The sequence below is a fragment of the Hahella sp. CR1 genome, from assembly GCF_029813005.1.
In the GTDB taxonomy this organism is placed as follows: domain Bacteria; phylum Pseudomonadota; class Gammaproteobacteria; order Pseudomonadales; family Oleiphilaceae; genus Hahella.
This window is the reverse complement of the sequence record NZ_JAPELK010000022.1, coordinates 1-12,562: the sequence shown is the minus strand read 5'-3', so window position 1 is coordinate 12,562 and position 12,562 is coordinate 1. Positions and strand designations below refer to the sequence as shown.

The window sequence follows — 12,562 nt, the reverse complement described above, 5'->3', positions numbered from 1 at the left end:
GCAACTAAAATTCCTTAGATCACTGACCGTGATCATCTTGCAGAAAAGCAGCCAAAACGTCGCGCATGGTTTTGGCGGGCCGACTCAACAGATTCTCCAGTGCAGGGTGAGTGGTTGCGAAGTCGCCTCGACGGGAGGCTTGGAAGCTACCTAGAAGCAGTTCGGCGTAGATCTTTGGCATACCGGCAGCCATTTTTGAGTCAAGCCAATCCTGATCAGACACCACTACATGGCGTATCCGACGCCCGGTGATGTCAGAAGCAAGCGCCGCAATGTCGGCCATTGTCCAGGCTTGCGACGCGGTGAGGGGCAGGGTGGCGCCATTCCAGTTCTCCGAGTCAATAATAATCTCGGCGTCAGCCTGCGCCAGGTCTGAACGAGCCGTCCAGCTAACGGGACCATCTTCGGGCGTGTGTAAGTCACCGCTTTTCAGACCGTCGCCGATCATGTTGAGGCAGCTCTCGGCATAAAACCCATGTCGCAACGACGTGTAAGCGACACCGCTTTTCGCAAGGTGCGCTTCAGTGCCGGCATGCTGATCAGCGGGCGCAAATAGTGATCCCTCCCTGGCGCCCATGTGACTGGTGTACAAAATTCGCTTAACGCCTGCCTGCTTGGCGGCGTCTATGGCATTACGATGAAGCCGCAGCGCCTCTTCACCCAGCGTGTTAGCTGAAACAATCAGCACTTGGCTGGCGCCTTCGAACGCTGTTTTCAGGTCGTCGATGCAATCGAAACTCCCCTTACGGACGCTAACGCCTTTTTCCTGATAGAAACTCGCCTTGTGTAAATCTCGAACACTCGCTATGAGCTGATGGGGGCCGCATTTTTGAATTAGGTTATCTATAACGCCTTTTCCAAGGTTTCCAGTTGCGCCAGTAATTACAATCATCCTATTGTCCTCACAGTTAAATTTGATGCTTGCCATACAAGTTATCATTGATATCATTATTTAGTTAACATTGATATAGATAAACTCTAGAGATGCAAAATCAAGATACTTCGGAAGACACACTGACCACGCAGGAACGAATAATCGCGGCCGCGACTGAGCTTGTCGCCAGTGGCGGAATTTCCGCTTTAACTACGCGCGCAGTGGCGTCGGCGGCCTCTGTGCAGGCTCCGACGATATACAGGCTATTTGGTGATAAAAGAGGCTTGCTTGATGCTGTAGCCGAATTCGGCCTTACACAATTCATCGCGCAGAAGTTGGCGGCGGAGCCAAACCCCGACCCTGTTCAAGACCTCCGAGACGCTTGGGACGCCTACGTGGCCTTTGGCGTGAGCAATCCGGCTGTTTTTGCGATTATGAATGACATCGGTTCCTCCCATTCGCAATCAATGTCAGCAAAGACGGGCATTGGGGTATTGAGAACGCGCATTCAGCGTATCGCCCATGCGGGCCTGCTTTTAAAACCCGTTGAAAGCGCAGTGGCGCTCGTACACGCGGCCGGTGTCGGAACCGTGACGACGCTACTCTCGACGCCTGAAAACGAGCGCTGCTCGGCCTTGTCCATTGACGCGCGTGAAGCTGTTTTTTCTTCACTAATCGCAGACGCCCGGCCAGTGCGAAATAACAATCTGATCACGTTAGCGAATGGTTTACGTGAACGCCTGCACGAAGTGGACGAGTTGACTCCCGGAGAGCGGCTGTTATTAAGCGAGTTATTGGAAAAAATTACGAAGTAACGAGAGCCCTATGTTCTCAGTTGGCGAACACTGGCGATGGCGTTTATTCCTGTTTACAGTGTCAGGCCTCTTTAAACTCTCAATCTCCAATTCGCCTGGTTACTGAGGAGATAACACATGGAACAATTCACCGGCGGTTGCCTTTGCGGCGCCGTGCGTTTGGTGGCGACGGGGCGTCCTTATCGGGTGGGGCTTTGTCATTGTCTGGATTGTCGTAAGCATCATGGCGCGTTGTTTCATGCGTCGGCGATTTTTCCTCAGGACGCGGTGACGGTGACAGGGGAGGTGGGCGATTATGAGGGTCGCTGTTTCTGTCCTCGTTGCGGTTCTTCGGTTTTCTCACGTACTGGCGACGAAATCGAGGTTAACCTGGGCGCATTGGACGCGCCGGATCAACTCACGCCTACCTATGAACTTTGGACCTGCCGTCGCGAGTCCTGGTTGCCGCCGTTTCCAACCGTCCGACATTACGAGCGTGATCGCGACAACGCCAGTCGCGCTGAAGAATAGACGACGCGTGAATTACGATTGCTTGGCCTATTGCGATTCCAGCGACTGGATATAGCAACAAAACATGTCCGCCATAGAGTTGGCGTAGCCGGTGATTTCCTGCTCGCTCCGGGGAACGTCGGAGAAACGCTCCCCAACCTCCGTCAAGGTATTCAATATCAGACTACTCACCAGGCGAAGTTTTGACGTCTCGGTCGTTGGCAGAAGCTGCTGCATAAACTGCTCAAAAATAAGCGCCGCTTTCTGCATGGCCTCCTCTGTTTCCGGCGCATCTCGATACAGGGGCGCAGCGTCATCAAGCGCTCTTCTGATCGCCACTTCATCACACTCAGACTGCAGAAAAAACGCGACAAGTTTGCGCAAACGTTCCAGTAGCGGGCTGTCATGGTCGTCCAGCAATATGGACTGAAACAGTTGCGTGGTGCGCTCCCACTCATCACTTTGCAGGCGAAACAAAATGGCGGCTTTGTTGGGGAAATACTGATAAAGCGAGCCTACGCTGACGCCGGCTCTTTCCGCCACCCGTGCGGTGGTGAATCGCTGCGCGCCTTCCGCCGTCAAAACCTGAACAGAGGCTTCGAGAATGGCGGCAATCAGGTCGTTCGCACGCGCCTGTTTGGGCTTTTTTCTCTGTGAAATCGGTGAGTTACGAGATGCGGTCAAGGGACGCTCCTAATGCGAACACGAAAACTGACGAACTCGTCATATAATAAAAAATATCAACGGTTTTCAAGTTCGGCGCAGACGTGCTCCCCATATTGAGACTGATGACTCCATGCGCAGGTCCTGTCGTTTTCACATGAATGAATATGACTTTAAGGAAGTTTTACATGATGAGTAATGATCGCACCGCTATCGTCACCGGCGCTGCAAGAGGCATCGGCGCAGAGATCGCCAGACAGTTGGCGCAAGATGGATTTCAGGTCGTCATCAATTATTCCCGCAGCGACGCCGACGCCGAGAAGGTCGCCCATACCATCCGAGGAAATGGGGGGCAGGCTTTGGTGGCGCAGGGCAATGTGTCCAGCGCCGCCGACATGGCGCGATTGTTTGATGAGGCCGAGGCCCACTTTGGAACCGTGGATGTGCTCGTCAACAACGCCGGCGTGACGAAAATGGGCATGCTGGCGCAAGTCTCAGACGAGGACTTCAATCGCATCATGGCGGTTAACCTTACCGGCGCGTTCCATGGTATGCGCGAGGGCGCGAATCGTATCCGGGACAATGGTCGTATTATCAATCTGTCGACCAGTATTATCGGAAATTACATCCCGGCCTGCGGCCTGTATGCAGCGAGCAAAGCTGCGGTTGAGGCGATGACTCACACCCTCGCCAAGGAATTGGGCCCACGGGGTGTGACCGTTAACGCCGTGGCGCCTGGCCCGGTTGGTACGGAGCTTCTGTTTAAAGAGCGCTCGCAGGAAATGATCGATCATTTGATCAGAGACATTCCCATGGGACGTCTCGGCGAACCGGACGACATTGCGAAAGTTGTTTCGTTCCTGGCGGGCCCGCAAAGCAGTTGGGTCAGCGGGCAGGTCATTAAAGCGAACGGCGGGCGCAACTGAAACCTGTCAGCCAGGCATGGATGAAGAGCAGGGGGCTTGCAGAGCCCCTTATCTTCGCTATAAGTGAACTTAAACTTGTTAAACTGATGTCATCTGATGCGCACAAAAAACTCTGTTCTTTCCACCGTGATCACGAGAGCGCTGATGCGTTTTCTTATTTCATTCATGGCGATCCTTGCTCTAGTCTCCTGCCACCGCTTGAAAGAAAGCCCGGAATTCACGGCTTCCAGTCAGCTTCCTCAGTATGATTACCAGTCAGGCTTTGACGAGTACGTCGCCGAAACCAAAACGTGGCTGCTTGAGAACCGGGCGTTTAAAACCAAAAACCGGCAACAAGAGCTGGAAGCCAATCTGCCTTTTGAACTGACGCCGGCGCATCCGAACAATAAAAGCGTTCTGCTGGTTCATGGCCTGGGGGATTCGCCGTTTTCGTTCACGGATGTCGCCAGTCATCTCGTGAATAAAGGCTATTTTGTGAGGGCGATACTGTTACCGGGTCACGGCAGCAAGGTCGCTGATCTCAATCTGGCCACGCTGGATAGCTGGAAGGCCAGCCTTCAGCATCACATTGAACTGTTGAAAGCCACATCGGAAGAGGTCTGGCTCGGCGGCTTTTCCACGGGCGCTAACCTGGTCACGGCGGCGGCCTACAACGACGAGGATATCGCCGGATTAATCCTGTTTTCACCAGCGTTTGAAGCCCGCTCGCGACTGCTGTTCTTCTCCAAATACGCCAAGTATTTCATTACCTGGGCGGACAGAGATGAAGAATCCAACTATCTCCGCTACAACTCGCTCCCCATGCATGCGGCGGCGATGTTTTATGAAACAGTTTTGGAGGTGCGGGAGAAAATGAACGACTCCGGGTTTGCCAGGCCGGTGTTCATTCTCGCCAGCGCAAACGACAGCATCATCGACACCCAATATCTGCGGGATCGCTTCGGCCGGTCCTTTACCCATCCCGGCAGCCGGCTGATCTGGCAAGGCGATGATATCGCCGACCGCGATCCTCGCATCCTGACGTATAGTATGAATCTGCCCGAACTCAGAATCGCCAACGGGTCGCACATGGGCGTTCTGTTTGCGCCGGACAACCCGGAGTACGGCGTCAACGGCAAGCTGAGAATCTGCGACAACGGCCAGTCGCAGGAAAATCAAATCCTCTGCGAAAGCGGCGCGGATACCTGGCGTACCGCCTACGGCGGCGATGGGTCTGATAACGCAACGTCCCGACTCACCTTCAACCCTTATTTTGCTGAGCATATGGAAGTCCTGGACCGGGTCATGGCGTCGGACTCTGATGGCGCCAGAGTTGTTGAGTCAGACTAGCCTCGCTCAGATATCACGGCATAAAAAGAAACGGATTCTCCCGCAGCGTTTGCGTGGCCAGATCAATGAAACAGCGGGTCTTGGCGTTGGCGCGGCGGCCTTCCATATGAATGATGCTGACCGGCAATGGCTCTTCCTCAAATTCGGTGAGCACTCGTTGCAGGCGTTTATTTTTCAGCTCTTCCGCCGCTTGATAAGTCATCAAGGTGGTTATTCCGTGACCCAGTAACGCTGCTTTTAGCGCCGCGCCGTTGTGATTGCAGCGTAGTCTGGGATTGAGTCGAACCAGTTCTTTTTTGCCTTGAATCTGGAAATACCAGCCGTTGGTGTGCTCGAAGCGGGCCGGGAAAATAATGCTGTGATTGGCCAGGTCTTCCGGCGTTTCAGGATATCCGTGCTGCTCAAAATACGCTGGCGCGCCGCACACGATCTTCTTCACGTGGCCAACAGTTGTGGCGTACAGGCTGGAATCCTTGAGGTGGCCGATGCGTATCGCCACGTCAAAGTCTTCTTCCAGAAGATTGGTGACCCGATCCAGCAGGATGATCTTTACGGTGACGTCCGGATGTTTCCCCAGATAGTCCGTCACAATCGGCATGACGTACTTTTCGCCGAACAACACCGGCGCAGTGATGGCGAGCGTCCCGGTGGGCGTTGCGTAGGTGCCTGAGGCGGCGGCTTCCGCCTCTTCCAGATCCTCCAGAATGCGTTTTGCATCCTGTAAAAAGCGGGCGCCGGGTTCGGTCAGCCTCACCAATCGGGTGGTGCGATTAAATAGCTTCACCCCCAGCCTTTCCTCCAGCGCGGCGATAGCGCGACTGGCCGCCGGCGCAGAAAGCCCCAGCACCTCGCTGGCGACACTGAAGCTCTGTTGTTTCGCCACCTCAATAAACACCTGCATGGTTTGCAGTTTATCCACGCCGTCACCCTGATTTTCGCTGTTTGATTATTGCGCCGAGTGTAAGAGTGAATTGTAAATTGCGTCAATTACTTCGGTATTTGCATGAATAATAATGCTTAACGACGACTCACTCAGCTCAACAGGAGAACACCGTGAACGCCCATTTTTCCAATACACAAGCGCCTATCAAACTCTATCGCAATCCCATGTCAGGTCACTGCCACCGCGTTGAGCTGATGCTTTCATTCCTGGATTTGCCTTATGAAACGATTGATCTGGATATGGCGAACGGCGCGCACAAGGCGCCGGAGTATCTGAAAATCAACCCGTTTGGACAGGTTCCCACGATTGACGACAACGGCTTCGTGCTGGCGGATTCCAACGCCATCATTACGTATCTGGCGCTGAAATATAGCAATGGCGATGAGTGGTCGCCCAGAGAACCAGAGCAGGCGGCGCAAGTGCAGCGCTGGCTCTCTGTCGCAGCGGGGGAAATCGCGCAGGGCCCTTGCGCGGTGCGCCTGGTGAAGATTTTTGGTATGAAGCTGGATTATGACAGAGCCAAAACCATTACTGAGTCACTGTTTTACGCCCTGGAGCCCCAGCTTTCCGGCCGTGACTATCTTGCCGGAGATCGCATCACCCTGGCGGATGTGGCGGGTTATAGCTACATCGCTCATGCGCCGGAGGGCGGCGTCAGTTTGCAGCCATATCCCGCCATTCGCGCCTGGCTGGAGAGAATTGAAGCGCATCCCGGATTTGTTGGCATGACGCGTTCTCCCTTGCCGACAGCGTAGATCTCTTAGACTTAATCCAATCGAGGAGTAGGTTATGACTCAGCAAGAAAACTCTCAGTTTCACGCGGCGGAAATCGCGGTGCAAAAGCGGCTTGGCGTTGCGGACCAAGTGGCGCAGTACTCCGGGGGAATCCGTAAGGCGATGCCGATGCAGCATCGGGAGTTTTTCTGCGAGCTGCCTTTTGTCATCCTGGGCCTTGTCGACCAGCAAGGCTTTCCCTGGTGCATGCCGTTGTTTCCGGGGGCGGCGGCGCTCTCCGGTCACTCCGGGTTTATCACTTCTCCCACTGATACTCGTCTGGAGCTGCAGGCATTGCCAGTCCTGACCCGCCTGTTGAACCTGGATTTCGCCCCAGGCCGGAAAGTGGGAATGCTGGGCATTCAGCTGCATACCCGTCGTCGTAATCGTATGAATGGGGTGATTGCGGAAGTGACTGCGTCAGGTTTCGGCATTGATGTGGAGCTTAGCTTCGGTAATTGCCCCAAGTACATACAAACCCGTGAACTGCGGTGGATAAAGGGGGAATCCGCCGCCCTGTCCGTTGATAGCGCAGCAGTTGTCGCCGGCATTGCTGAACAGGCAAAGTCGCTGATAGCGCAATCAGATACTTTCTTTATCGCCTCCCGCAGCAAATTAATGGACAGCGATCCTCGCCATGGCGTCGACGCCTCTCACCGTGGCGGCAAACCGGGTTTCGTGAAAGTGGAGGGCGATACTCTTTTATTTCCGGACTTCAGCGGCAACCGGTTTTTCAATACGTTGGGCAATATCGAGTCTGACGGTCGGGTCGGTCTGTTTTTCCCCGACTTCTCGACAGGAAATGTGTTGTTGGCGGCGGGGCGCGCCGAAGTGTTATGGGATCATCCCTCAGTGCATGAGTTCGAAGGCGCGCAGCGCATCATTGCGGTCACAGTGGAAAAGTCTACCTACCTCGACCAGTTCATGCCGGTGACCGGTGAACTGCAAGAGTTTTCCCCGGCTCTCGACGGCACTGGCGTATGGAAAGATCGCAAGCCATCCGCCACAAGTACATCCACCACAAGTACAACTCAGACGCTCAGGCTGGTGGAAAAACGTAGAGAGAGCGACAGGGTGATGTCGTTTTATCTGGCTCCAGACAACGGCGAAACGATCAAAGACTACATTCCCGGGCAGTTTCTGCCCGTCGAAATACGCCTTCCTGGCCATAAACAGCCGTTAAAACGTCACTATACCTTGTCCTCCGGCCGCGCTGACGGCCGTTATCGCATCACGGTGAAGCGGGAAGAAAACGGTGTGGTTTCCAAGGCGCTGCACGATCAGGTTCAGGTTGGCGACGTGATTCATTCAGGCGCGCCCGCCGGACAGTTCACGCTCAAGCAAAACGACCATGCCGTCGTACTGATATCGGCGGGCGTCGGTATAACCCCGATGATCGCCATGTTGGAGGGGCTTATTCATGAGGTGAACCAGGGCGCAACCGCCAGACCGGTCTGGTTTATCCACGCTACGCAAAACAGTCAGACTCATCTCTTTGCTGATGAGTCGGCGCAACTGGCGACGCAGCACGATTGGCTGCATCTTCATACGATTTATTCCAGACCATTACAGCAAGATAAGATCAATAAACATCATGACTCGGAAGGACATCTCTCTATTGAACTGCTGAAACGCATATTGCCTTTTGATCACTATGATTTCTATTTATGCGGCTCCGAAGGGTTTATGAGAAGTATCTATAAAGCGTTGGTTTCAACAGGCGTTCAAACGGCCAATATATATTATGAATTCTTCGGTGAAGGAACTATCGAGGAAATAAATTCCTCTATCCCTTCAATCAATATCGCCACAAAAGCGCAAGTTAGTTTTTCCCAAAGCAGAGTGTCGGGCGAATGGACCCCTGATGACGGCAGTCTATTAACGTTCGCGGAAAAACTGGGCGTCACGGCGCCATTCAGTTGTCGGTCGGGTAACTGCGGCGCTTGCATGACGCCCATTAAGAAGGGAAGTGTGGCCTATCAAACGCCCACAAGCTTTTCCGCGGAAGCAGGAAATGCGCTTCTTTGTTGCGCCAAACCCGCCGAAGGTAGCGCAGAGGTAGTGATTGATATTTAGCCTTTCAGGGGCATGGATGCTGTTCTTGGCGCGTTGCCGGCAGGCGGCCTGTAAGTAATCCTATTTCTAGATAAACAATTTATCTATTTGATATATAACATATCATTCTTTTTTATTTTTGTATTTTCTAGATCTCTAAGCTCTCCTGGACGTGAGCAAAATTTATGCATTCGTATATTGTATACAATATACAGTGGTAGTATATTGGCGTTGGTTGTTTGTTGATCGTCATGGCGCCAATGCCATACCGGAAGGGTTAAGGCGGGCGCCCACTCACTAACGCAAAACGAAGGAGAAGCCTATCGAAGAACGACTCTGTCATCACCCAAAGACGGCATGAATAGATTGAGAGTTAACCACTGCGGCCAGCAAAAACGCATAACGAATGATCTATCTGTCACTCATAGACTTTCATTTTGGCTTCACCATTAAATACAACTAAAAGCCGAAATGAATCATGGATTGACGGTTACTTTATTATGAAAAAGTATTCGACGTTATTTAATTTCGTTGCGGCAGTTGTCTGTTTCACCGGTTCCATTGCGCAGGCGTCGACCCTGATGCCGGATCAGCCCAAAGATGTCCAATATTGTACGGCCAGTGGCGTATCCCAGGATGAATGGATTGAGAGTATTAATATTGATGGCGTAGTGAAAAAGTCTGGCCAGCCCGGTGAATTAAATCATCGCAACGGCTATTCAGATTTTTCAAGTCAAGTTATCGAACTCACTTCAGGCTACATTACCCTGACTCCCGGATATCGTCTAAACCGCTATCCTGAACACTGGCGTATCTGGCTGGATTTGAATCAAAACGGCGTTTTCGAGGATGACGAAATGCTGCTTGATGATCTGTCAGGGGAGGGGGAAGTTAAAGGGAAATTAGCCATTCCTCAGGTTACTGAGCCACTGCTGACCCGTATGCGGGTGTCGATGACTTATGAGGGCGCATCGGAATCCGCCTGCGGCGATTTGGGATATGGCGAAACGGAAGACTACACCGTTTTGTTGGGCGGTTCGGCTGAAGCCGACATTCCGAATGTTTGCAGCCAGGAAGCTCCATACACAGGTAGAACGCTGACAAACGGCAAGGCGGTCTGTATGCCGGATTCCGCGCCCAATTACCTCAGCATCGGTAACTCCGACAAATATCAAAGTATCGCCATCTCCACCGGACACGGCAGCGGCAACTTAAGCCTCTACGCCAAGAACGGCGGCTGGCCGAAAACGGACGGCTCTGATCCCAGCTCCACCAAGAGCGGCAACGACGAGTGCGTGATCATCAAGACGCCCTCCAGCTACTGGACCTACATCACCGTGACGGGAGCCAAGTCCGCCGCCTCGGTCGTCGTGGACCTTGGCGCTACGTCATGTCGCGGCTCAACGGATACCCCTGATCCGACGGGCAATAACGGCTATCAGTATGACTCCGTGAATATTCTGGTCTATCGCTTTGAGTTCACGGACGCGCCGTTCAAGTGGGACACCCTGGAGCAGGATCTGCATAAGGTGAACGAGTACTACAAGGAGCAGTCCTACGGCCGGTTTAATGTGACCTATGATTTATCGCAGCCCGTCATCCGCATCAACGAAAGCAAGTCGAAATACGACAATGACTTTCACGCCTGGAGAAATTTGTACGAAAGCAAAATTCGTCAGACCGGCGTTGATCCCAGTAATCCCGGAGCCGCCAACATCATTATGATGACGGCCCCGCAGGTGGGTAACTTTAACTCCAGCGCCGGGCCGCCATTAATGTCCATCTACCATCACACACCGGGTGTCGTGGCTCATGAAATGGGGCACGCCATGGGGCTGAGACACGCCAAAGCCGTCGAGGCCGGTCCCGGAAAGGTTATCGGCACAGGCGATATCGACAAAGAAAGTCTCAATTACGGCAACGTATACAGCATGATGGGCATGGGCGCGCATACGCTCGAAGAGTACAACCTGATGTACAAAAGCTACTTCGGATGGCTCACCGACAGCGAAGTTCCCCTGATCAACAGCTCAGGCGTGTATCGCATTTACGCGTTTGATTACGGAACCCGCAGCGGAACCAACGCGCCGGGCTACATCGGCCTCAAACTGAAATCCGGCAATGGCGCCTACACCTACTGGGTTGAGTACCGCACTACGCACTACCGCTATAAAAACACCAAAAACGGCGTGCTGCTCAACCTGCAGGGGTATATGGAAAACGAAAAGGACCCGGATTTCTGGAAACACACCTCCCACCTGCTGGACATGACGCCCGGCTCCCTGACTCCCGGCAAAGACTCCCCCTGGGCCCTGATCGACCAAACCGACTCAGAACTGGTTATCGGAAAAACCTACACCGACCACTGGGGCGGCTTCCGCATCACCCCCATCGCCAAAGGCGGCGTGGAAGACAGCGCCCAAGCCTGGATCGACGTGAAAGTGGAAATGCTGTAGCCGTAGACTTTGTTCCTTGATGTTGAAAACCTGGCTCCGTTTGGGGTCAGGTTTTTCTTTTCCGAAACACCTCTTAATTTACTCTTTCTAGCCTAAACTCAATGAGATATCCCATCCGTTTGAAGAGGGTGATCCGTTGAGAAGCGTGACGAGTATTGCTTTCCTGTTGTGTCTGACGCTTACGGCGTCGTGGAGTTACGGTAAAGAGCGTCTGATCATTCGTGTGGGGGAGTCTTTCCCCAATTATTATCAGGATGAGAACGGAGATTGGCAGGGCGTTGATGTGGAGTTGGCCCGGGCGCTGGTGGCGCGGGCGGGTTTTGAGTATGAGTTTCGCTCTATTCCCTGGTCTCGCGCTCTGGTGATGGCGAAAGAGGGCCAGATAGACATTCTGGCGAACGCCAATATCACTGCCGAGCGCTCGGAATATATGTATTGGATCGGCCCTGAGCGCTATACCCAGCTAAATCTGGTTGTCCGGAAAGAGTTAAAGGACATGCCGATTAACAGTCTGGACGATCTGGTCACCCAGTGTAAGAAAAACCGCGGCCTGTTTGGTTACCAGCGCAACGTGAAATACACGCCGGAATTTCACCGGCGCTTAGAAACCGATCCAGAGTTCGCCGCCTGTTTGGAGTCCGTTGTACAACCGCTTAACGACGACAAGGTATTGCACCAAAGGCTACTGGGATATTTCGACGAGCCGTTCGACATCGTGCTCGAACGCAAACGCGACCCGCAATATGCGTTAGTGGTGCATCCGTTTGTCTTGCTCAAAGAGCCCGTCTTTATTGGCGTGAGTAAAAAAGGCGTGGATGTGGATAGCCTGATCAAACTTTTTGAAGCCTATGAGTCCTTGTTGTTGGACGGAACTTTGGAGAAAATCCGAAGCCAATGGATGCAGGAAGGATAAACCGCCCCATGTTAACGACAGCAGAAATATTAAACCTGATTCGCCTTACCGAACTGGAAATCAGACGGCTCCAGGAGCAAATCGACGGCGATGACGAAGACAAGAGCAATGAGGCCGGCGAAGTGATCCTGCAGTTTGACGCGATGGCGCTCAAGCTTGAGCAGATGTATCTCGAATCGCAGCCTGATTACGATATTTACCCGCAGTATGACGACTATATTAAGCTCATAAACGAATAGTGTATGGGCTTGAGGGGGGATGCGTCGGATGGCGCTTTGCTTATCCGTATATGGTCTCCTCCTGTTTTGCAAGGGCTTCAGACTTT

Annotated in this window: 12 protein-coding genes; 9 read left to right on the top strand and 3 right to left on the bottom strand. The window is 53.1% G+C overall.

Annotated elements, in window-relative coordinates:
* Positions 1 to 19: 19 nt before the first annotated feature.
* Positions 20 to 892, bottom strand: a complete 873-nt coding sequence (locus ONV78_RS30065) for an SDR family oxidoreductase (RefSeq protein ID WP_279508258.1) — start codon at positions 890 to 892, stop codon at positions 20 to 22.
* 92 nt (positions 893 to 984) lie between these two features.
* On the opposite strand from ONV78_RS30065, the gene ONV78_RS30060 reads away from it, so the two are divergent.
* Complete coding sequence (locus ONV78_RS30060) at positions 985 to 1,689, top strand: TetR/AcrR family transcriptional regulator (protein WP_279508256.1); 705 nt, start codon at positions 985 to 987, stop codon at positions 1,687 to 1,689.
* Between the two features lie 117 nt (positions 1,690 to 1,806).
* The gene (locus ONV78_RS30055) at positions 1,807 to 2,199 is read left to right on the top strand and encodes a GFA family protein (protein WP_279508254.1); all 393 of its coding nucleotides are present in this window, start codon (positions 1,807 to 1,809) and stop codon (positions 2,197 to 2,199) included.
* A 27-nt stretch (positions 2,200 to 2,226) separates the two neighbouring features.
* Here the strand turns inward: ONV78_RS30055 and ONV78_RS30050 are convergent, their stop codons facing one another.
* Positions 2,227 to 2,862: a TetR family transcriptional regulator gene (locus ONV78_RS30050; RefSeq protein ID WP_279508253.1), complete on the bottom strand. Its 636-nt coding sequence runs from the start codon at positions 2,860 to 2,862 to the stop codon at positions 2,227 to 2,229.
* Between the two features lie 167 nt (positions 2,863 to 3,029).
* Between ONV78_RS30050 and ONV78_RS30045 the strand changes: the two genes are divergently transcribed.
* Positions 3,030 to 3,767, top strand: coding sequence for an SDR family oxidoreductase (locus ONV78_RS30045; RefSeq protein WP_279508252.1), 738 nt, complete (start codon positions 3,030 to 3,032; stop codon positions 3,765 to 3,767).
* Positions 3,768 to 3,911: 144 nt separating this feature from the next.
* The gene (locus ONV78_RS30040) at positions 3,912 to 5,096 is read left to right on the top strand and encodes an alpha/beta fold hydrolase (protein ID WP_279508251.1); all 1,185 of its coding nucleotides are present in this window, start codon (positions 3,912 to 3,914) and stop codon (positions 5,094 to 5,096) included.
* A 13-nt stretch (positions 5,097 to 5,109) separates the two neighbouring features.
* Here the strand turns inward: ONV78_RS30040 and ONV78_RS30035 are convergent, their stop codons facing one another.
* Entirely contained in the window at positions 5,110 to 6,015 is a 906-nt protein-coding gene (locus tag ONV78_RS30035; RefSeq protein ID WP_279508250.1) for a LysR family transcriptional regulator, read from the bottom strand.
* A gap of 134 nt (positions 6,016 to 6,149) precedes the next feature.
* On the opposite strand from ONV78_RS30035, the gene ONV78_RS30030 reads away from it, so the two are divergent.
* From ONV78_RS30030 to ONV78_RS30010, 5 genes are all read left to right on the top strand, one after another.
* Complete coding sequence (locus ONV78_RS30030; RefSeq protein ID WP_279508248.1) at positions 6,150 to 6,794, top strand: glutathione S-transferase; 645 nt, start codon at positions 6,150 to 6,152, stop codon at positions 6,792 to 6,794.
* 34 nt (positions 6,795 to 6,828) lie between these two features.
* Positions 6,829 to 8,889 carry a pyridoxamine 5'-phosphate oxidase family protein gene (locus ONV78_RS30025; protein ID WP_279508246.1) on the top strand — a complete coding sequence of 687 codons (2,061 nt, stop codon included), beginning with the start codon at positions 6,829 to 6,831 and terminating at the stop codon, positions 8,887 to 8,889.
* A gap of 479 nt (positions 8,890 to 9,368) precedes the next feature.
* A complete protein-coding gene (locus ONV78_RS30020; protein ID WP_279508244.1) occupies positions 9,369 to 11,324 on the top strand; it encodes a GEVED domain-containing protein in 1,956 nt (651 codons plus the stop codon).
* A 145-nt stretch (positions 11,325 to 11,469) separates the two neighbouring features.
* On the top strand, positions 11,470 to 12,237 hold the full coding sequence (locus ONV78_RS30015) for a transporter substrate-binding domain-containing protein (protein ID WP_279508242.1): 768 nt from the start codon (positions 11,470 to 11,472) through the stop codon (positions 12,235 to 12,237).
* Positions 12,238 to 12,245: 8 nt separating this feature from the next.
* A complete protein-coding gene (locus ONV78_RS30010; protein ID WP_279508241.1) occupies positions 12,246 to 12,476 on the top strand; it encodes a hypothetical protein in 231 nt (76 codons plus the stop codon).
* Positions 12,477 to 12,562: the final 86 nt, after the last annotated feature.

Coding starts and splice junctions, on each gene's coding strand:
- ONV78_RS30040 (WP_279508251.1), top strand. CDS start 3,912: ATGCGTTTTCTTATTTCATTCATGGCGATCCTTGCTCTAGTCTCCTGC.
- ONV78_RS30065 (WP_279508258.1), bottom strand. CDS start 892: ATGATTGTAATTACTGGCGCAACTGGAAACCTTGGAAAAGGCGTTATA.
- ONV78_RS30025 (WP_279508246.1), top strand. CDS start 6,829: ATGACTCAGCAAGAAAACTCTCAGTTTCACGCGGCGGAAATCGCGGTG.
- ONV78_RS30045 (WP_279508252.1), top strand. CDS start 3,030: ATGATGAGTAATGATCGCACCGCTATCGTCACCGGCGCTGCAAGAGGC.
- ONV78_RS30010 (WP_279508241.1), top strand. CDS start 12,246: ATGTTAACGACAGCAGAAATATTAAACCTGATTCGCCTTACCGAACTG.
- ONV78_RS30060 (WP_279508256.1), top strand. CDS start 985: ATGCAAAATCAAGATACTTCGGAAGACACACTGACCACGCAGGAACGA.
- ONV78_RS30020 (WP_279508244.1), top strand. CDS start 9,369: ATGAAAAAGTATTCGACGTTATTTAATTTCGTTGCGGCAGTTGTCTGT.
- ONV78_RS30055 (WP_279508254.1), top strand. CDS start 1,807: ATGGAACAATTCACCGGCGGTTGCCTTTGCGGCGCCGTGCGTTTGGTG.